This is a genomic window from Stenotrophomonas maltophilia, assembly GCF_003970865.1.
Lineage (GTDB): Bacteria > Pseudomonadota > Gammaproteobacteria > Xanthomonadales > Xanthomonadaceae > Stenotrophomonas > Stenotrophomonas maltophilia_AR.
Map to the genome: position 1 here is coordinate 51,587 of NZ_RXLZ01000017.1, position 20,726 is coordinate 72,312.

Genomic DNA, 20,726 nt, shown 5'->3' on the forward strand with positions numbered 1-20,726 from the left:
GGCTGCCCTGCGGAGCACCGCCAACACACGGATGTTGCCGGCCAGCGGCCGGCACTACCGGAGTTGCGGTTACAGCGCCGGGTTCAGCGTGTAGGTGCCGTGCAGCGCCGCTTCGGCCAGCACGTGGCCGTGCATGGCGCGATACGCGTCTGCGGCGGTGAAGCGTGCCGGAAGCTCCAACGAGGCCACGTCCAGTGCAAACACGCGGAAGAAATAGCGGTGCACGCGCTCGTCGTTGAACGGCGGATACGGGCCGTCATAGCCCAGGTAATCGCCGGCCATGTCCGGGTTGCCCGCAAACCAGCCGGTGAAGTCGTTCAGGCCCTGGCGGCTGCCGGCCGGACCCGCAGGCGCGGGCTTGCCCTTCACCACGAAGCCATCGCTGCAGCTGCCGGCGGCGATCTCCTGCACCGAGGCCGGAATATCGGCCATCACCCAGTGCACGAAGTCGCAGCGCGGCTGGTCGCGCGGCACGGTCATGTCGCTGCGGCCGACCGTTTCCGCAACGGTCGGCACATCCGGGTCCACGCACACCAGCAGGAACGAACGCGTGCCTTCCGGTGCGCCGTTCCAGGCCAGGTGCGGATTGCGGTCCGGCGCGAAACCGGCGGCGTCGCCGGCGGCGAACTCGCGGTCGATCGGCGCGCCGTTGGTCAGGCTGTGGCTGCTCAGTTGCATCGGCTTCTCCTTACTCTTCCGGGTAACCCAAGCGCACCGCAATCGGGGTGAGCTTGGCAAAGGCGGCGCTCATCACGTCGCGGTAGTTGCGCCAGTGGCCCGGCGGGAAGCGCGGTGCGCCCAGCTGTGCGGCCGGCGGCATCTGCCGCTCGAACAGGCGTCCCAGCAGCTCGGCCATCGCGTGCGGATCGTTGCCGATCTGGTCGATGCGCAGCAGCACGTGCGGGTACAGCTCTTCCTCATGCAGGGTGGCAACCTGGGCCAGCGCGCGCGCCAGCCATTCGCTGGCTTCAGCCAGCGAGGTCATCGCCAGCGGAGCGGCAGCGCCGTAGGCCACCCAGTCCAGCAGCATGTCGCGCGGATCACGCAGCACGAGCACCAGTCGTCCCTGCGGCAGCTGCGGGCGCAGCGCCCACAGCAGGGCGTTGTCCCACCACAGCAGCCAGTCGATGACGGCATCGCCCTGCAGGCCGCGCGCCGGCAGCTGCTCGCGCCAGCGCTGCACCAGCCGCTCCGGAGTCAGCACGCCGGAGGCGAGATCCTGCAGCGTGTGGTAGTTCTGGAATGCATCATCCGGCGGATTGCTGGTGTAGCGGTCGCTGCGCAGCACCGGGCTGGCGGCCGCCAGGCCGGTCGCAACCCGCTCCACACCCGAACCCGGCGCACCCCACAGGAAGATCGGCGCGGAGCTGGCATCGCTGTCGATCTCGCCCTTCTCCGGCCAGCTCGGCGGCGCCTTGGCCTGCGGCGGCAGCGGCAGGCGCTGCGGCGCCTGGTCGGCCTGCAGCGCCATCCACGTCTGCAGCGCCTGTTCCGGCTGGCCAGCGCGATCCTGGATTTCACCCAGCCAGGTACGCAGGTCGGCGCGATGGCCGTCCGGCGCCCTGTCGATCAGCGCCTGCACGCGCGCGATCGCGGCAACCGGATCACGCTGCAGCAGGCCTTCGACCAGACGGGTTTCGCCGCTGACGCGGCCCGGTTCAAGGCTGACGATACGCTCGGCGATGGCTTCGGCCTGTTCGTGTTCACCCACCATGTCATGCAGGCGCAGGCGTGCTTCCAGTGCCGGCAGATGACCCGGCATCGCGTCCATCCAGCGCTCCACGGTCGCCGCGGCAGTCGGACTGCCGACTTCTTCCACGGCCAGGCGCGCCAGCCACAGGTCGTGCAGCTGCGGATGCTGCTCCAGGGCGGCGTCCAGGCGCGCGCGGGCCTCGTCTTCGCGGCCCAGGCGCTGCCAGGACATCAGCAGCAGCTGCAGCACCTGGCGGTCGTCGGGGATCGATTCCAGCAACGGCAGCAGATGGTCCAGCGCCTGCAGCGGCTGGCCACCGCGCAGCGACAGCTCACCGGCCAGGCGGCGCATCGACGGCGTATCCATGCCTTCCTGCTGCAAAGCGATCTGCATCGCTTCGGCAGCGGCCTCCACGTTGCCCTGGCGCAACGCCAGCTGCACCACCAGGCCATGCAGCGAGCTGATGGCCGGGTTCAATTCCAGCACGCGGCGGAACGCCTGCTCGGCGAAGGCCAGCATGTCCTTGCCCAGGTAGGCGAAGCCCAGTGCGTACAGCACGCGGGTGTCGTTGGGCTGCGCCTGGTTGGCCGCCGACAGCAGCGTCAGCGCACGATCCGGGTCGTCACGGCGCAGCGCGATCATGCCGTCGATGGTCAGCAGTTCCGGGTGATCCGGCTCAACGCGCGAAGCCAGCGTGGACAGGCGCTGGGCTTCATCGAAGTCGTTGCGGCCGATGGCCAGGTGCGCCTGCATCAGGTAGGCGGAGAAGGAGTTCGGGTCGAGCCCGGTGGTGCGCGCCAGCGCTTGGTCGGCGCCTTCGTACTGGCGCAGGGCCAGCAGCAGGCCGGCATGCTGCAGGTGCAGCTGGGCGTCGTCCGGTGCCAGCTGCAACGCCTGCTGCAGGGCTTCCATGGCGTCTTCGGCCTTGCCCTGCTGCTGCAGCGCAAGCGCCAGCCAGCGGTGGGCTTCGGCCTGGCCGGGTTCATCACGGGTCCACGCCTGGGCCAGCTGCACGGCCTGGTCGGCCTGGTTCTGGCGCAACGCTTGGATGATCTGGTCTTGCATGGCGGTCCGGTTCAAGTGCAAACCCGCATTGTAGCGGTCCACGCACCGGTGCCGGTTCAGCCCGCCAGTACCCGCTGCAGGCGCTGCGCCACCCAGCGCTCGGAGAAGCCGTCACCCCGCCAGTTTTCCAGGAAGCCGCAGTGGCCTCCCCAGCAGGCGGTTTCCAGGTGCGCCTGGCGCGGCAGCTGCCAATCGCTGAAGGTCGCGTACGGGATCACCGGGTCGTCCTGCGCCATCAGGATGTCGGCCGGCACCTGCAGGGTGGACAGGCGGTCACCGGCAATCGAGTAGCCATCGAAATAGGCCTGCAGCGAGCCGAAGGTGGTGTGCCGTTCGACCAGCCAGGCGGTCAGTGCACGGATGTCCAGCTTCAGCACACGGTCGTCGCAGTCGCTCAGCTCGGGGAACAGATCGCGCTTGCGGCGCAGCGAGCCGGCCCATTTGCGGCGGAAGTACCAGTCGTACATCGCCGGGCCGTTCTCGATGCTCTCCATCGTCAGCCCCGGGTCCAGCACCGGGCACACCGAGGCCACGCGCAGCAACGGCACGCCGGCAGCCGGCGCACGCAGGGCCAGGCGCAGCACGAAGTTGCCACCCAGCGAATAGCCAGCGGCCACCAGCGGCAGCTGCGGCCAGCGCTGGGCGATATCACCCGCGGCATGCACCACTTCATCGATGAGATTGGAGTGGAAGATGCCGGGATTGAGATGATGGGTGTTGCCATGGTCGCGGAAGTTCAGCCGCACCACGTCGAAGCCCTGCTCGATCATGCGCGCGGCGGCCATGCGCATGTAGCTGGATTCGGCACTGCCTTCCCAGCCATGCAACAGCAGCGCGACGCCCTTTGGCTCGCGGCCTTCGACATGGCTGTGCCAGCCCTGCAGGCGCACGCCATCGCCACCATCGAGGATCAGCTCTTCGCTGACTGCACCGGTGGCCGCCAGCAGCAGCAGGCCGCGCTGCAGGCGCATGCGGCTGGAACTGAGCATCGACTGCAGGTGCGGATTGCGCAGCCAGCGCGGCGGCTGATAGTCAGCCGCATGCAGCGTCGCCGTACCGGCGTCCAGGACAGGTGGCGGTATCAGGGCCACCGCACCCTCACTGCGTGCTCATGGCCGCCACGATGCGCGCGCGCGAGGTTTCCGCGATGCGTCGACGGCCTTCCAGGTCCTGGGTACCGATCGGCTCCAGGAAATGCACTTCGGTATGCCGCGCCGGCTCACCCAGCAGGCGCAGGAAATTGGCGGCGAAACTCTCGCCCGGGCCGAACGCGACGATGGTCTGTGCGTCGCCCTTCATCCCGTACACCAGCGCCACCGGCTGCACCGGCACGCCGGTTTCAACCGCGGCCTGGAAGATGCGGGCATGGAACGGCCCCACTTCATGGCCACCGCGGGTGCGGCCTTCAGGGAACACGCCCACTGCCTTGCCGGCACGCAGGCGATCGGCCATCACCTGCATCACCCCACCGAGCGATTCGGTGTTGCCACGCTGATGGAAAATGGTCTGGCCGCGCGCGGCGAGCCAACCCACCAACGGCCAGCTGGCGATCTCGCGCTTGGCAACGAAGCCCATCATGCGCTGGCTGTGCAGGATGCTGATATCGACCCAGCTGACGTGGTTGGCGACGAACAGCACGGCGCCCGGCAGCGGCTGGCCCACCCGTGACAGGCGGAAGCCGAAGATCCACATCAGGCCACCCTGCCACCAGTTCACCACTTTCGCCCCGAAGGTATCCTCGCCCACGCGCAGCTCGCCCCACGGCGGAAGCATGCCGATCAGGATCAGCGGCAGGAACACGGTGATGTGGACCAACAGCAGCGGTACGCGGTACAGGTAACGGCACACACGCGCCACGCCGCCACGGGGGGCCGGAGTGGGGGAAGTCATCCGCGCACGATACCGGAGCGCCGCAGCAGCTGCCAGCCGATTTAGGCCATAACCGCCATTGACCGGGGCAATCGGCGGGGAACGCTGGGTTCTGCCGCCGTCAACACGCCCGCCGGGGGCTCAACCGTGGCCGGCGGCCACCACCGCCAGGGTCAGCCGCGAGATGCACACCAGCCGGCCCTGCTCGTCCTCGACGCGGATTTCCCACAGCTGGGTGCTGCGGCCCACGTGCAGCGCGCGCGCGGTGCCGGTGACCGTCCCCGAGCGCACCGCACGCACATGGTTGGCGTTGATTTCCAGGCCCACGCAGATCTGCTTTGCGGTATCCACGCACAGGTTGCCGGCGCTGCTGCCCAGGGTCTCGGCCAGCACCACCGAGGCGCCGCCGTGCAGGATGCCGTAGGGCTGCCGGGTGCGCTCGTCCACCGGCATGGTGGCCTGCAGCCAGTCTTCGCCCGCGGCGCTGAAGACGATGCCCAGCGACTCGATCGCCGTGTTGCGGCTGAGCGCATTGAGCTGCTCGATGGAAACGGCTTCGCGGAACACCTGAGTCATGCGGGCACCTTCAGAGAATGGGAACGAGGCCGGCACCGAATGCGGTCAGCATGCGCACCAGCAGCCACTTCGGGCCGACGTTGACTTCGGGGAAGTCGCCGACGGCGACGTAGCAGCGATGGAAATCCGGGTCCTGCCGTGGCAGCGGCTGCGGGCAGTCCGGGCCGGGCTTGAACTCGTAGTCGGTGGCATAGCGCCACGGCCAGAAGTCGAGGATCGGCAGCGCTTCGGAGGCTTTGCCGACGCTGTAGTTCAGGCCCGACAGCACCGGCGGCTTGGCCCGCGGCGCCACCGTCCACGAGTTCTGCGGATGGGTATCGCGCAGGATGCTCTCGGCCAGCTGCTCGGCAAACACCGGATCGTCGATGATCACCGCGCCTTCGGTGTTGTAGTTCTCGCTGCGCGGATCGAAGTTGTGGGTGCCGACCACGCCGATGCGGCGATCGACCACCAGCGACTTGGCGTGCAGGCCCATGCGGGCGCCCTTGCGGGTGACCGGCAACGGCTTGTTGACCGCTTTGCTGCCCAGGAACGACGGACGCGTCTCGGTGCGCAGCAGCCGCGTTTCCACCTCGCTGCCGGCGGCGCGGCGACGTTCGCGCGCGTTCTGGTAGGCACTGCCGGTACGCGGATGATGCACCGTCGCCTGCTTGCGGGTCGCGGCCAGATCCCCGCCACTGCCACCGCCGGCATTGCTGCCAGCGGCGCTGCCGCCGATCAGCGGATTGCGCCCACCGTCGTCGTCGCCTCCGGGCGCGGCGATCGGATCAGGCAGCAGGTTGCGGTAGTCGACCGGTGCATCCAGCGGGAACGGCTTGTATTCGAAGATGTTGAAGCCCAGTTCGCGCATGTTGCGCCGCTTGTACTTGTACGACAGCGCATACACGATCGGGTTGTCGGTAGCCGCCAGGCTGTTGCTGGACACCACCACGCGCGGCGGCTGCGGGCGCTTGCGCAGCTCGCGGAACAGCTTCTGCGCCGGCTTGGACAGCACCAGGTACGGCGTCTGCAGGATCACTTCCTTCTGCGCACCGGCAATGAGTGCATCCAGCTGTGGCTCGGTCACGTGCTGGCCGGCCAGCGGGGCATCGGCCTTCTCGCGGCGGTGCTTGCGCGGCAGGTCGGCGACGTAGCGCACCGAGGCCACCGGCAGCGCGGTATCCACGAAGGACCGGCTGACGAAGTCCATGTCATTGGCTTCAGCGCTGACCCGCTGCACCCGCTCCGGGCGGCGGAAAGTGGCCGGTGGCAGCACCGGCACGCCCTCGCGCAGCAGGGTGCGGCCCACGTCATTCAGGCGCTCGGCCGGCACGCTGCGCTTGGCGCGCCAGAACGCATCGAAGTTGGCGGCCATCGCCCGCGCTTCCGGACCGGCGATCATGACGTCGCGATCGCGGAAGTTGTACTCGCGATCCCAGTCGTAATAGTCGTCCTGGTAGTTGCGGCCGCCGACCACGCCGATCGCATCGTCGATCACCAGCAGCTTGTTGTGCATGCGCTGGTTGAAGCGACGGAAGCAGCACAGCACGCTGCCGGCGTAGTCGAAGTAGTTCAGCCGGGCCTTGCCGAAGGTCGGGTTGTAGACCCGCAGCTGGAAGTTCTGGTGGGCGCCGGACAACGCACCGAGGATCTGCAGGTCGGAAATCGCCGAGAGCTGGTCGATCAGCACCCGCACCTTCACCCCGCGCCGCGATGCGGCCAGCAGTTCGTCGATGACCAGCCGCGCGCTGTCGTCCTTGTCGAAGATGTAGGTCTGCAGGTCGATGCTGCGGGTGGCACTGCGCAGCAGGTTCAGGCGCGCCACCAGGGCGCCCTCCCCCTCGTCCAGCAGGGTGGCGTAGTGCCGCGGCTGCTCCGGGGTGGATTCGGTGAACGCCCGGCCCGCCAGCGCCCGCAGCGGCGAGTCCTGTGCGCAGCGGTCGGCGCGCTGGCAGTCGACCTGGGTCGAGCGCGCCTGCACGGCAATCGCTTCGGCACGGTCGCGCTCGGCATTGGACAGCGATGCACAACCGCTGCCCAGCAACACGGTTGCCAGCGCCAGTACACGCAGCAGGAGGTTCACGGTTTCGGCGCCTCGCTCAGGCGCGCTCGCAATACGAAGGTCACTCGGTCACTCAAGGCAAGCTGCCAGCTGTCCATGCCATACCGGCCTCGCTGCACGGTACCGCGGCTGACGACGTCGCAATCATAGCCGGGTCGGGCGCAATCCGCCTTCTCGACCTTCAGCGTCTCGGGGTGGCTGATCCCGCGCAGGGTCAGCCGCCCGTTGATGTCGCCCCCGTCTTCCACGGTCTCCGGCCAGTACGGCAGCGAGTCGAACTCGACCACCGGGTGGCGGCCCGCGTCGAAGAACTCCTCGCCGCGCATCCAGCCGGTGTAGCGCGCCTTGCCGGGAATCTCGACCGAGCGCGTGAACATCTTCAGGTGCACCTGGTGGCGGCCATCGGAGAGGATCTCGATGCGACCTTCGAAGTGCGGGAACAGGCCCTCGATGCGCTGCCCGAAGCGGGTGCGCACCTCGAAACCGATCTGCGACCGTTGGGTATCCAGGTGCAGGACCCGGTGCGCTTCGGCAACCACCGGCGGCAGCGGCGTTGGCGGTGGCGCGACAGCCCAGGCCGCGCCGGAAGCCAGCAGCGCGGGCAGCAGAAAGCGGCTGCGCCGCGCCAGGCTCATTGGATCACGGCCACCAGAACGCGTTCAGGCTGGCCACGCCCGGCTCGATCGAGGCCTCGCGCGGGAAGCCGAGCACGGCAATGCCGGCCGGCGGCATGCCGCGATAATCGCTGCTGGTGCCTTCCGTCATCAACGCCACCAGGCGCTCCAGGCCGGGGTTGTGGCCGACGATCAGCACCCGGTCGAGGTCACGGCGGTCGTCCACCAGCGCGGCGAGGGTGCCGGGGGTGGCCTCGTAGATGCGGTCTTCCAGGCGCTTCTCGACGTAGCCGATGGTGCCGAGCACGGCTTCCAGGGTCTCCCGGGTGCGCCGCGCCGGTGAGCACAGCACGCAGTCCGGCAGCAGGTTGTTCTCCTTCAGCCACTTTCCGGCGGCTTCGGCTTCGGCGAGCCCCACCGGCGACAACGGCCGGTCGAGGTCGGCCTGGCCGGGGGTAGCCGGTTCGGCATGGGCATGGCGCAGCAGGATCAATTCACGCATCGCGGGTTTCCATGAAGAAGAGGATGCAGCAGAAAGAGTGAGGCAGGCATCAAAGCTTCAGCCAGGACAGCAGTGGCTCCCAGTCGGCCTGGTGCTCGCGCACCTGGGCCGAGCGGTAGTCGAACAGGCTGCGGCCAAGGCCGGTCATGACCACATAGCTCTGGCTGTCGCGCAGCTGCGCGACCACCGGGTACGGCCATTCACCCAGCATCTGCAGCGCCTGCTGCGAGGTCTGGGTCCAGGGCTTGGTACGGTTGAGCACCAGCCCCACCGGCAGCTTGCGGCTGTGCACGCGCGGGTTCTGGGCCAGGCTGTTGAGGAAGCCGACGATCGCTTCGATGTCCAGCGCCGAGGGCAGCACCGGTACCACCACCGCGTCGGCAGCGTCGAGGAAATGGGGAATATCGTCAGCCAGGGCACCGGCCGGCGCATCGATGATGACGGTGTCGGTGCCATCGGGCAGCTTCTGCGCCCATTGCTTCTTCCGATACACGTCGATGGGGAGCACCGCGCTTTCCAGCCCGGCACGGCGTTGTGCCCAGCGGGTGCTGGAGCCCTGCGGGTCGGCATCGGCAATCACCGTGGCCTTGCCCTGCAATGCCGCGTACGCGGCCAGGTGGGTGGCGACGGTGGTCTTGCCCACCCCGCCCTTGGAACCGGCCACCAGGATCGTCTTCATGCCAGCCTCGCTTCCGGGTACGTGCCCCGAGCGTACACCGGCGATGGTGACGGGAGGTAGCGTCGTGCTGAACCAGCGGCCATCGCCTTTGCTATCGTGGCGCCCCCGAAGGATCGAACCGGCATGAGCGAACTGCAGGATCTGAGCGCGTTGATCCGCGCCAATACGCCACTGATCGTCATCGAGACCCAGGACGAGGGTCGCATCGTCGAGCTGTTCCGGCAGACACTGATGCACGTGTGGCGGGCGTTGCACCGCTGGTCGATCACCGAGGGCCTGCGCCGCATCGACCTGGACAGCGAAGACCCTCCGGTCGGGCCGCCGGACGCCAGCGCGGCCCTGCAGATGATCCGCCAGGCGGACCAGCGCGGGGTCTACCTGCTGCTCGATTTCCACCCCTACCTGGGCTACGCCAGCCACCAGCGCGCCCTGCGCGACCTGATCCAGCGCCGCCACAGCGAACCGCATGTGCTGGTGCTGATCGGCGCCAAAGTAGAACTGCCGGCCGAGCTGGAAGCCTTGGCGGTACGCTTCAACCCGCGCCTGCCCGATGCCAACGCCCTGCTGAAGATGCTGCGCGAGGAGGCCGACGCCTATGCGCGCGAGCATGGCGGCCGCCGGGTAGAAGTCGACAGCGAGGCGGTGAAGAAGATCCTGAAGAACCTGCAGGGCCTGAGCCTGGTCGATGCCCGGCGCATCGCCCGCCAGCTGATCTACGCCGACGGCGCGCTGCGCGACGACGACCTGCCGCAGCTGGCACGGCTGAAGTTCGAGCTGCTCAACCGCAGCGGCCACCTGTTCTTCGAGCACGACAGCGCGCGCTTCGGCGATGTGGCCGGTGCCAACCGCCTCAAACGCTGGATCAACCAGCGCCGGGTGGCGTTCATCGCCGGCTCGGCGCCGGCCGGGCTGGACCCGCCGCGCGGCATGCTGCTGCTGGGCGTACAGGGCTGCGGCAAGTCGATGCTGGCCAAGGCCACCGCCGCCGGCTTCGGTGTACCACTGCTGCGCCTGGACGTGGGCGCGCTGTACAACAAGTACCACGGCGAGACCGAGGCGAACCTGCGCCAGGCGCTGGCCTCGGCCGAGCAGCTGGCGCCCTGCGTACTATGGATGGACGAGATCGAGAAGGGCCTGGCCAGCGGAGGCGAGGACGGCGGCGTGTCACGCCGCGTGCTCGGTTACCTGCTGACCTGGATGGCCGAGCGCAAGGCGCCGGTGTTCATCGTCGCCACCGCCAACCAGGTGCACGAACTGCCCGCCGAGCTGCTGCGCAAGGGCCGCTTCGACGAGATCTTCTTCGTTGACCTGCCTTCGCCAGACGTGCGCGTGGAACTGCTGCGGCTGCATCTGGGCCGGCGCCAGCTCAACGCCGACGACTTCGCACTGCCCGCGCTGGCGGCGGCCGCCAATGGTTTCTCCGGCGCCGAGATCGAGCAGGCGATCGTGGCCGGCCTGTATGCGGCGCATGCCGAGGGCCGGCCGCTGGACACCGACCTGCTGATGACCGAGATCCGCGCCACGCGGCCACTGTCGGTGCTGATGGCCGAGCAGGTGGAGGCACTGCGGGCGTGGGCGTCGGGGCGGACGGTTTCCGCGGACGACTGAGGTTTCCCGCGAACGGCGCAGCCCCTCGTGGCGGCTGGTTGGCTGTGAACATCAAAAGCCGCGCTTGGCCGGGCGGGATGGATTCGCGGGGGACGTCGTGAACCCCCAGACCGGCCCAGCCGCTGGCGGCTGGGCGTTCGGGCGCTTGCGAAGCACTGCTTCGCAAGCAAAGCGCCCTCACCCATGGGGGCTTGGCCGCGGCTTGCACGTGTGCGCTGTCCTGCGCACACGGCAAGACCGGGGTTGGGCGTCCTGCCCAACCCGTCGGGCGCATGCGCCCGACCCATGCCGCGGACACCCCCGCGAACCCACCCCGCTCGGCCTCTGACAATTTCCGAGTGCGTCCGCCACGGAAAAGAAAAAAGAAAAGCAGAAGCGCTTGGCTGGCTGCTTTTTGTCGAGCCGAGCCCACGCTCGGCTGCCTTTCGATCAGATATCGAATACTCGATTCCGATGCAGATTCATCCACGCATGGCGTGGATCTACCGTGTCGACCAAGGTCGACACCTACCAACAGCAGCGTCGAACCGTCAGAGGTGGGGCGGTGTGGGTTGGCAGGACCGTTGGCGCCATGGGCCCGAGGCATGCCTCGGGCGGGTTGGGCAGGACGCCCAACCCCGGCCCTGCCGTGTGCGCAGGACAGCGCACACGAGCAAGGCGCCATCGAGCCCCCAGGGGTGAGGGCGCTTTGCTTGCGAAGCAGTGCTTCGTAAGCGCCCGAACGCCCAGCCGCCAGCGGCTGGGCCGGCCTGGGGGTTTACGGCGTGTCCTGCCAACCCACACCGCACCGCCATCCCGCGGATTGCCCGCTGTTGCTGTTGCTGTTGCTGTTGCTGTTGCCTCTGCGGGTGCCGGGTGCAACCCGGCCGAACCCCCTCCCTCAGGGCCAGGCAGGCGGCGCGGCAACCCACGCCTGCTGCACCTCGGCCAGCGACGCGCGCTCATCCTCACGCCACTGCGGCAGCAGCTGCCCATAGTTGGCCGTGGTATTCCACTGCGTCGGCTCGGTGCGTACCGCAGCCGCATACCACTGCACCGCCTCCTGCTTCTGCCCCATCCGCCACAATGCCAGCGCATAGGTCGGTGGCACCCAGGTGGGCCTCGTACGGGCGTTGCTGGCCGATACCAGCCACTGCTCCAGCGCCGCCTCTGCCTTGCCCTGCCGGAGCAGGTCCCAGCCGTAGTTCCAGCGCACGCTGCGGCCGCTGCTGCTCTGCGCCGGGGCTTCTTTCAGGGCTTCGCCGTACAACTGTTCGGCCAGTTCACCGCGACCCTGCGCCCCGGCCACCGATGCCAGCTGTACCGTCGCCTCGACCGCGCGGCGGCCGCGTTCACGCAGCTTGACCAGCTGGGCCACCAGGTCATCGCCCTCGCCCTGCACCGCCACCATCGGCGTGGCCGCCGGGTCGTTGTCGAAGTAGAACTCCTGTGGTGCCGGCACGGCCGGCGCGGCCCACGCAGTAGCCACTCCCGAGGCCAGCAGCACGCTGGCCAGGATCTTTCCTGGAACTGACATCCCTTCTCCCCAGGCCGCAACTGCAGCCTCCCTCTCTCTCCCCGATCCTAACCCCAGCACCGCCACGGGCGCGAGTGCCGGGGCCTGCGCGGCCCCGCTGCTACAATTCGCGCCTTTCCCGCTGCGTGCCTGCACGCGGCCGGTGCCAGCCGATCCTACCGGGCCAGCCATGACCAGTACCGCGCAACTCACTTCGCCCTCTTCCGCCGACCTGCTCGACCGTGATTACACGCTCGACCACAAGTACACCCGCAGTGAGGGGCGGATCTACCTGAGTGGCGTGCAGGCGCTGGTGCGACTGCCGCTGATGCAGCGCCTGCGCGACGCCGCCGAAGGCATCGACAGCGCCGGCTTCGTCAGCGGCTACCGTGGCAGCCCGCTGGGTGGCTTCGACCTGGAACTGTGGCGCGCGCGCAAGCATCTTGAAGCAGCCAAGGTGAAGTTCACCCCGGGCCTGAACGAGGACCTGGGCGCCACCATGGTGTGGGGCACGCAGCAGACCAACCTGTTCCCCGGCGCCAACGTGCAGGGCGTGTTCGGCATGTGGTACGGCAAGGGCCCGGGCGTGGACCGCTGCGGCGACGTGTTCAAGCATGCCAATGCTGCGGGTACCTCGCGCTACGGCGGCGTGCTGGCGCTGGCCGCCGATGACCATGCCTGCCGCAGTTCGACCCTGCCGCATGGCAGCGAGGACGAGTTCGTCAGCGCGATGATGCCGGTGCTGAACCCGGCCGGCGTGCAGGACATCCTCGACATGGGCCTGCTGGGCTGGGCGATGAGCCGCTATACCGGCCGCTGGGTCGGCTTCAAGACCATTGCCGAGACGGTGGAATCGTCGGCCTCGGTCGAGGTCGATCCGATGGCGCGCCGCATCGTGCTGCCGGAAGACTTCGAGATGCCGTCGGCTGGCCTCAACATCCGCTGGCCGGACCCGCCGCTGGACCAGGAAATGCGCCTGCACCGCTATGCGGTGAAGGCGGCGCAGGCGTTTGCCCGCGCCAACGGCATCGACAAGGTGGTGATGGATGCGCCGCGCGCGCGGCTGGGCATCGTCACCACCGGCAAGAGCTACCTGGACGTGCTGCAGGCGCTGGAATACCTGGGCCTGGATGAAGCCGCATGCGCTGACATCGGCATCCGCGTGTACAAGGTCGGCATGACCTGGCCGCTGGAACCGCAGGGCATCGCGCGCTTCGCGCAGGGCCTGGAAGACATCATCGTGGTGGAGGAGAAGCGCGCCTTCATCGAGCGCCAGATGAAGGAACAGTTCTTCAACTGGCCGGCCAGCTGGGGCCAGCGCCCGTCCATCGTCGGCAAGTACGACGAGAGCGGCGAATGGATCCTGCCGTCCACCGGTGAACTGACCCCGGCCACCATTGCCGGCGTGATCGGTCGCCGCATCCAGAAGTTCTTCAACAACGAGTCAATCGAGCAGCGCCTGCAGTGGATGCAGGAGAAGGAAGCCGAGCTTGCGCTACCGCGCGCCAGCTTCCCGCGCGTGCCGCACTACTGCTCCGGTTGCCCGCACAACACCTCCACCCAGGTGCCGGAAGGCTCGCGTGCGCTGGCCGGTATCGGTTGCCATTACATGGTGACCTGGATGGACCGCAGCACCGATACCTTCACCCACATGGGCGGCGAAGGCGTGACCTGGGCAGGGCAGGCGCCGTTCACCGACACCCCGCACGTGTTCCAGAACCTGGGCGACGGCACCTACTTCCACAGCGGCTCGCTGGCGATCCGCCAGGCGGTCGCCGCCGGCGTCAACATCACCTACAAGATCCTCTACAACGACGCGGTGGCGATGACCGGCGGCCAGCCGGTGGACGGCCCGCTGAGCGTGCCGGACATCGCAAAGCAGATGCGCGCCGAAGGCATCCACACCATCGTGGTGCTGTCGGACAACATCGGCAAGTGGACCGGCCAGCGCGAGCACTTCCCCAGCGACGTGGAGTTCCACGACCGCAGCGAACTGGACGAAGTGCAGAAGCGCCTGCGCGAAGTGAAGGGTGTTTCGATCCTGATCTACGAACAGACCTGCGCCACCGAGAAGCGCCGCCGCCGCAAGCGCGGCAAGCTGGAAGACCCGCAGAAGCGCGTGCTGATCAATTCGCTGGTCTGCGAAGGCTGCGGTGACTGCGGCAAGAAGAGCTTCTGCGTGTCGGTGCTGCCGAAGGAAACCGAGTTCGGGCGCAAGCGCGAGATCGACCAGTCCAACTGCAACAAGGACTATTCCTGCGTGAATGGCTTCTGCCCGAGCTTCGTCACCGTGCACGGTGGCCAGCCGCGCAAGGGCAGCAAGCGCGATGCCTCCACCCTGCTGGACAACCTGCCGGCACCGACCATCCGCGGCACCCTGGAACAGCCCTGGAACATCCTGATCACCGGCGTCGGCGGTACCGGCGTGGTGACCATCGGCGCATTGCTGGGCATGGCCGGCCACCTGGAAGGCAAGGGCGCGAGCGTGCTGGACCAGACCGGCCTGGCGCAGAAGGGCGGCGCGGTGACCACGCATATCCGCATTGCCCGTCGCCCTGAAGACATCCACGCCGTGCGCATCGCCGCCGGCGAAGCCGACCTGGTGGTGGGCTGCGACATGGTGGTGGTCAACGACTACTGGGCCCTGTCGAAGGTGCGCGCCGGCCGTTCGCAGGTGGTGCTGAACACCTACGAAGCGATGCCCGGCACCTTCACCACCCGCCCGGACATGCAGTTCCCCGCCGCCGACATCGTCGCCGGTGTGCGCGTGGCGCTGGGTGGCGAGGAGCCGCTGCTGCTCGATGCCACCCAGTTGGCCACCGCGCTGCTGGGCGATGCCATCGCCGCCAACCTGTTCATCCTCGGCTACGCGTGGCAGCAGGGCCTGGTGCCGCTGTCGTTCGACTCACTGATGCGCGCCATCGAGCTCAACGGCGCTGCCGTGGCGATGAACCAGCAGGCCTTCGCCTGGGGCCGCCTGGCCGTGGTCGACCCGCAGGCCGTGCAGCAGGCCGCCGGCCTGGTGCGCAACCGCCACACCGATACCGAATCCACCCCGGGCCCGCTGCATCCGCTGCCGCCGGGCGAGTGGGAAGGCAACGAATGGGGTGCCACCGCCGCACCGCGCAACACCGGCGACGAACGCGAACTGCGTGGCCTGCCCTCGCACGGTGGCGACGTGGCATTCCTGCCGCTGGACGACGCGCGCCTGTCGCGCTCGCTGGATGAAATGATCGAGCGTCGCGCCGCGTTCCTGGTCGAGTACCAGGACGCTGCCTACGCCAACCGCTACCGCACCCTGGTCGAGCGCGTGCGCGCCGCCGAAGCCGACCGCATCGGTGGTTCCACCGCGCTGACCGAGACGGTGGCCCGCTACCTGTTCAAGCTGATGGCCTACAAGGACGAGTACGAAGTGGCCCGCCTGTACACCAGCGGCGATTTCCAGCGCCGCCTGCAGCAGCAGTTCGAGGGCGACTACCAGCTGCGCTTCCACTTGGCACCGCCGCTGTTCGCCAAGAAGGACGAGCAGGGCCGGTTGCTGAAGAAGGAATACGGCCCGTGGATGTTCAAGGCCTTCGGCCTGCTGGCCAAGCTGAAGTTCCTGCGTGGCGGTCGACTCGACGTGTTCGGCCGCACCGAAGAACGCCGCATGGAGCGCCAGCTGATCGGCGACTACGAGGCCACCGTGCAGGTGCTGCTGGACGGCCTGGATGACGACCGTCTGGCCCTGGCCGTGGAAATCGCCAGCGTGCCCGAGCACATCCGCGGCTTCGGCCACGTCAAGGAAGCGCATTTCGAGCAGGCCAAGGCGCGCGAAGCCGCCCTGCTGGCGCAGTGGCGAAACCCGAAGGCGCTTCATATCGTGCAGGTGGCGTAGTAGCGCGGCCACAATAAAGAAACCTATAGGTTGCCTTTTGGATAGGCAACCCATAGGTTGCCTATGGCGCAGGAAAGAGATAGTTTGCCTGTCGTAAAGCAACCTATCCTTTGCGTACGTGATGGCGTACGGTCATCTTTCCTGAGGACTGCCGGTATGGACAGGCCGCTGCATACGGTGAGAACACCGCAGCAACTTGCGCCGCTGATGCGCGCGTTCAGACGTCAAGCGGGGCTGAGTCAAGCCCAGCTGGCCGAGCGACTGGGCATCTCCCGCCAGGCAGTTGGCGCATTGGAACGCGATCCAGCGTCAGCTACCTTCGAGCGCTTGATGCGGGTCTGGGCCGTATTGGGCATGGAGGTCAGCCTGCAGCAGCGAAGTCCCGGGGAAAGCACGTCGACTTCGGAATGGTGAGCCATGGGTACGTTGCGGATCTGGATGAATGGTGTCGAGGTAGCGCTCTGGCATGAGGGGCGGAACGGAACATCCCGACTGACTTACCTCAGCGAATGGCTCGGCTCACCACAAGCCCGCCCACTCTCGTTGTCGCTGCCCCTGCTTCCCAGCGGGGAAAGCCATCGAGGCGCCGTCGTCAGCGACTACTTTGACAACCTGCTCCCGGACAACATCACCATCCGCAACCGGATCCGGGACCGGTTCGCTACACGCAGCAGCGATACCTTCGATCTGCTGGAAGCCATTGGACGGGACTGCGTGGGTGCGGTGCAGTTGCTGCCGCTGCCGCGTGTTCCGGAGTCGATCCAGCAGATTTCATGTCGACCGTTGACCGACCAAGGCACTGCGGAGCTGCTTCGCCAGGTCACCGGCAAAGCCTTCCCCGGCTCATCAGCCAGCGACGAAGCTTTCCGCATATCCATCGCCGGCGCGCAGGAAAAGACGGGGCTGCTGCTGCACCAGGGTCGATGGTGTATTCCGACTGGAAGCACACCGTCCACGCACATCTTCAAGCTGCCCTTGGGCATCGTCGGCAATATGCGGGCGGACATGCATCAGTCGGTGGAGAACGAATGGCTGTGCATGCACCTGCTTGCAGCGTTTGGCATTCCGGTGGCGAAGACACAGATGGGGCAGTTCGAAGATCAGCGTGCGTTGATCGTCGAGCGCTTCGACCGGCGACTGGCAGCAGAGGGTCGATGGTGGCTCCGGCTGCCGCAGGAAGACATGTGCCAGGTGTTCGGCCTTCCTGCTGAGCGGAAATATGAATCTGACGGCGGTCCTGGCATCGTGGCCATCATGGATCTGCTTCGGCAGTCCGAGCACCCCGAAGACCGGGAGACGTTCTTCAAGACACAGATCCTGTTCTGGATGCTTGCCGCAACCGATGGCCATGCGAAGAATTTCAGTGTGCATCTTGCGCCCGGTGGCCGCTTCCGCCTGACACCTGTCTACGATGTACTGTCGGTGTATCCCATTCTGGGTCGCGGCCCCCACCAGCTTGACCCGCACAATGCGCAGCTTGCGATGGCCGTGCAAGGCAAGAATCGCCATCGCAGGCTGCATCTTGTAAGGCGACGCCATTGGAATGAGACGGCGCGGGCCTGTGGTGTGACCGCGGGTGCGGAGCCGTGGATCGAGGAGCTGATCGGTGCTGTCGAGCCCGCTATCGAGCAGGTCAAGCGTCAGCTCCCCAACGCGTTTCCAGCGCCGGTATCCGAGCCGATCTTCCAAGGGCTGCGTGCCGCTGCGGTGCGCCTTGCGAGCATGGCAGCAGACGCCTGACTACCCCCATCGCCACAACAACACCCGGTTGTTGGCCGGCATCGCCAGATCTCCCAACCTCGTGAAGCCGTTGTCCGCTGCCAGCGCCTGCACCGCTTCGCTATCGCGGATGCCGCTGCGCGGATCACGTGCCTTCAGCCAGGCATCGAACTGCGCGTTGCTGTCACTGGTGTAACGACCGCCGTAGTTGAACGGGCCGTAGACCGCCAGCAGCGCACCGTGGCGCAGCAGGGGCGGCAGCGCGCCGAACAACACCTGCACGTACTCCCAGCCCATGATGTGCAACGTGTTGGCGCTGAATGCGGCGTCGAACGTGCTGCCTTCCGGCAGGCTCAGGCCAGTGGCGGGCGACAGTTCCACCTGCAGCGCCACCGGCGGCAGCAGGTTCAGCAGCGCCGCCTCGGCGCGCCAGGCCTCGATGCCGGGCAGATGATCCGGGTGATCGCTGGGCTGCCAACGCAGCCACGGCCAGCGCTCGGCGAAGAAGGCCGCATGCTGGCCGGTGCCACTGCCGATCTCCAGCACCCGGTGGCGGTCGCCCATCCACGGGTCGAGTGCGGTGGCGATGGGTTCGCGGTTGCGCTCGCAGGCTTCTGAATACGGCTTGCTCGACATCAGGGACGGTGTCCAGGCGGGGTCGGCCCCATTGTGCACGAGGGGGGTGTTCTGAGCAGGGCTGCGCCCTGCACCCGCCGAAGCCGGAGCAACGGCAACAGCCAAAGCAACAGCCAAAGCAACAGCAACAGCGGGCTTCCTGCGGGATGGCGGGGTGGGTCCGATTGCGGGGGACGGCGCAAGTACCTCCATGTAGCCTTGGCCGCGGCATCCATGCCGCGGACACCCCCGCAACCGGACCCACCCCGCCTTCGACAGTTGGCCGGTGGCCAGTAGATCCACGCCATGCGTGGATGTTTTCCGAGTTCAATTCGAAATTGTCGATTCAGATGGAGATCCATCCACGCATGGCGTGAGTCCATCAGATCGCGGAGATCTGTCAGAGGCGGGGCGGTGTGGGTGGGCAGGACCGTTGGCGCCATGGATGGCGCCATCGAGCCCCCATGGACGGGTTTACGGCGTGTCCTGCCCACGCACACCGCCCCGCCATCCCACGGATAGCCTGCTTTTGACGTTGACGTTGCCCTGGCTTGAAGCAGGTGCAGGGCTGCAAGCCCTGCCGAAACCCACCCAACCATGACTGCAGTCACTTGCCCGGACGCGCCGCGCTGGCGAAAGTCGAGGAGTTGACGTGATCGGTCCGGCCCGTTGCCAACCGCACGCAAGCGAGAGAGAGAAACGCTGTGCAACGACGTGAGTTCCTGGCTTTTTCCGGTCTGGGCCTGGCGGGCCTGCTGCTGCCGCATTCCCGTGCCATCGCCGCCGAGCAGCTGCTCGCCCCGGTCGATACCGCCCAGCGCAGGCGCCTGGCGGACGTGGCGCTGGCCGCCGCACGCACGGCCAAGGCCAGCTACTGCGATGTCCGCATCGGCCGCTATCTCAACCAGTCGGTCATCACCCGCGAACACCAGGTCGGCAATGTGACCAACCGCGAATCGTCCGGTGTGGGCGTGCGGGTGATCGTCAACGGCGCCTGGGGCTTCGCTGCAACCCATCAGCAGACCGAGGCCGCCGTGCGCGCCGCAGTCGAGCAGGCAGCGGCGATCGCCCGCGCCAACGCCGGCATCCAGACCCGGCCGGTGCAGCTGGCACCGACGCCGTCGGTCGGCGAGGTACGCTGGCAGACGCCGGTGCGCCGCAATGCGATGGCAGTGCCAATCCAGGACAAGGTCGAGCTGCTGCTGGCGCTCAACGCCGCCGCGCTGAATGCGGGTGCCGACTACATCAATTCCACACTGTTCCTGGTCAACGAGCAGAAGTACTTCGCCTCCAGCGACGGCTCGTTCATCGACCAGGACATCCATCGCATCTGGCTGCCATTCACCGCCACCGCCATCGACAAGGCCAGCGGCAAGTTCCGCACCCGCGCCGGCCTGTCCTCGCCGATGGGCATGGGCTACGAATTCCTTGATGGCGATGCGCGCGGCAAGGTGCATCTGCCCGGTGGCATCACCGCCTACCGCGACTCCTACGACCCGGTCGAGGACGCCATCGCCGCCGCCCGCCACGCGCGCGAGAAACTGAAGGCGCCGTCGGTGAAGCCCGGCAAGTACGACCTGGTGCTGGACCCGTCCAACCTGTTCCTGACCATCCACGAGAATGTCGGTCACCCGCTGGAGCTGGACCGCGTGCTTGGCTACGAAGCCAACTACGCCGGCACCAGCTTCGCCACGCTGGACAAGCGCGATGCCGGCTTCCGCTGGGGCAGCGACATCGTCACCTTCTTCGCCGACAAGACCCAGCCGGGCAGCCTCGGTGCGGTCGGCTACGACGACGAAGGCGTGAAGACCCAGCGCTGGGATCTGGTGCGCGACGGCATCCTGGTCGATTACCAGGCCACCCGCGATGAAGCCCATATCCTCGGCCGCGATGCATCGCATGGCTGCAGCTACGCCGATTCCTGGTCCAGTGTGCAGTTCCAGCGCATGGCCAATGTCTCGCTGGCGCCGGGCAAGCAGCCGCTCAGCGTCGAGGACATGATCAAGGACGTGGAGAACGGCATCTACATCCACGGCCGGGGGTCGTATTCGATCGACCAGCAGCGCTACAACGCGCAGTTCGGCGGCCAGCTGTACTACCAGATCAAGGACGGAAAGATCGCCGGCATGGTCGAGGATGCGGCCTACCAGATCCGCACGCCGGAGTTCTGGAACGCCTGCACCGCCATCTGCGATGAACGCGACTTCCGCCTGGGCGGTTCGTTCTTCGACGGCAAGGGCCAGCCCGGCCAGGTCTCGGCGGTCTCGCACGGTTCATCCACCACCCGCTTCAACGGCATCAACATCATCAACACCGCGCGCAGTCTCGGCGCTTGAGCCACCCATCCTTCGACATGGAGAGCAGCCTTGCAAA

Annotated in this window: 16 protein-coding genes; 5 read left to right on the plus strand and 11 right to left on the minus strand. The window is 67.5% G+C overall.

The window, feature by feature from the left end; translation table 11 throughout:
- Positions 1 to 69 precede the first annotated feature (69 nt).
- The 9 genes from EKL94_RS07800 to EKL94_RS07840 all read right to left on the minus strand — a co-directional run bounded on the left by EKL94_RS07800 (position 70) and on the right by EKL94_RS07840 (position 9,039).
- On the minus strand, positions 70 to 678 hold the full coding sequence (locus EKL94_RS07800; RefSeq protein ID WP_126928649.1) for a YbhB/YbcL family Raf kinase inhibitor-like protein: 609 nt from the start codon (positions 676 to 678) through the stop codon (positions 70 to 72).
- Positions 679 to 688: 10 nt separating this feature from the next.
- Entirely contained in the window at positions 689 to 2,758 is a 2,070-nt protein-coding gene (locus EKL94_RS07805; protein ID WP_126928650.1) for a tetratricopeptide repeat protein, read from the minus strand.
- Positions 2,759 to 2,814: 56 nt separating this feature from the next.
- A complete protein-coding gene (locus EKL94_RS07810; protein ID WP_185830007.1) occupies positions 2,815 to 3,804 on the minus strand; it encodes a YheT family hydrolase in 990 nt (329 codons plus the stop codon).
- A 52-nt stretch (positions 3,805 to 3,856) separates the two neighbouring features.
- Entirely contained in the window at positions 3,857 to 4,648 is a 792-nt protein-coding gene (locus EKL94_RS07815; RefSeq protein ID WP_019337597.1) for a lysophospholipid acyltransferase family protein, read from the minus strand.
- A 120-nt stretch (positions 4,649 to 4,768) separates the two neighbouring features.
- Complete coding sequence (locus EKL94_RS07820; RefSeq protein ID WP_126928652.1) at positions 4,769 to 5,203, minus strand: hotdog fold thioesterase; 435 nt, start codon at positions 5,201 to 5,203, stop codon at positions 4,769 to 4,771.
- Positions 5,204 to 5,213: 10 nt separating this feature from the next.
- Entirely contained in the window at positions 5,214 to 7,265 is a 2,052-nt protein-coding gene (locus EKL94_RS07825) for a phospholipase D family protein (protein ID WP_126928653.1), read from the minus strand.
- Entirely contained in the window at positions 7,262 to 7,879 is a 618-nt protein-coding gene (locus tag EKL94_RS07830; protein ID WP_126928654.1) for a YceI family protein, read from the minus strand. Before EKL94_RS07830 ends, EKL94_RS07825 begins: the two co-directional genes overlap by 4 nt.
- A 4-nt stretch (positions 7,880 to 7,883) precedes the next feature.
- The gene (locus EKL94_RS07835; RefSeq protein ID WP_005407539.1) at positions 7,884 to 8,360 is read right to left on the minus strand and encodes a SixA phosphatase family protein; all 477 of its coding nucleotides are present in this window, start codon (positions 8,358 to 8,360) and stop codon (positions 7,884 to 7,886) included.
- 49 nt (positions 8,361 to 8,409) lie between these two features.
- The gene (locus tag EKL94_RS07840) at positions 8,410 to 9,039 is read right to left on the minus strand and encodes a nucleotide-binding protein (protein WP_010487235.1); all 630 of its coding nucleotides are present in this window, start codon (positions 9,037 to 9,039) and stop codon (positions 8,410 to 8,412) included.
- Positions 9,040 to 9,162: 123 nt separating this feature from the next.
- On the opposite strand from EKL94_RS07840, the gene EKL94_RS07845 reads away from it, so the two are divergent.
- A complete protein-coding gene (locus tag EKL94_RS07845; protein ID WP_126928655.1) occupies positions 9,163 to 10,647 on the plus strand; it encodes an AAA family ATPase in 1,485 nt (494 codons plus the stop codon).
- 880 nt (positions 10,648 to 11,527) lie between these two features.
- Here EKL94_RS07845 and EKL94_RS07855 read toward each other — a convergent pair.
- Positions 11,528 to 12,163 (minus strand): tetratricopeptide repeat protein, encoded by a 636-nt coding sequence (locus EKL94_RS07855; RefSeq protein ID WP_126928657.1) that lies wholly within the window; start codon positions 12,161 to 12,163, stop codon positions 11,528 to 11,530.
- Between the two features lie 169 nt (positions 12,164 to 12,332).
- Between EKL94_RS07855 and EKL94_RS07860 the strand changes: the two genes are divergently transcribed.
- From EKL94_RS07860 to EKL94_RS07870, 3 genes are all read left to right on the plus strand, one after another.
- Complete coding sequence (locus EKL94_RS07860) at positions 12,333 to 16,019, plus strand: indolepyruvate ferredoxin oxidoreductase family protein (RefSeq protein WP_126928658.1); 3,687 nt, start codon at positions 12,333 to 12,335, stop codon at positions 16,017 to 16,019.
- Positions 16,020 to 16,175: 156 nt separating this feature from the next.
- On the plus strand, positions 16,176 to 16,433 hold the full coding sequence (locus EKL94_RS07865) for a helix-turn-helix domain-containing protein (RefSeq protein ID WP_126928659.1): 258 nt from the start codon (positions 16,176 to 16,178) through the stop codon (positions 16,431 to 16,433).
- A 3-nt stretch (positions 16,434 to 16,436) separates the two neighbouring features.
- Positions 16,437 to 17,759 (plus strand): type II toxin-antitoxin system HipA family toxin, encoded by a 1,323-nt coding sequence (locus tag EKL94_RS07870; protein WP_126928660.1) that lies wholly within the window; start codon positions 16,437 to 16,439, stop codon positions 17,757 to 17,759.
- Here the strand turns inward: EKL94_RS07870 and EKL94_RS07875 are convergent, their stop codons facing one another.
- Positions 17,760 to 18,374, minus strand: coding sequence for a DUF938 domain-containing protein (locus EKL94_RS07875; protein WP_126928661.1), 615 nt, complete (start codon positions 18,372 to 18,374; stop codon positions 17,760 to 17,762). It lies immediately after the preceding gene.
- Between the two features lie 683 nt (positions 18,375 to 19,057).
- Here EKL94_RS07875 and EKL94_RS07885 point away from each other — a divergent pair.
- Complete coding sequence (locus EKL94_RS07885) at positions 19,058 to 20,689, plus strand: TldD/PmbA family protein (RefSeq protein ID WP_185830006.1); 1,632 nt, start codon at positions 19,058 to 19,060, stop codon at positions 20,687 to 20,689.
- The last annotated feature ends 37 nt before the right edge of the window (positions 20,690 to 20,726 follow it).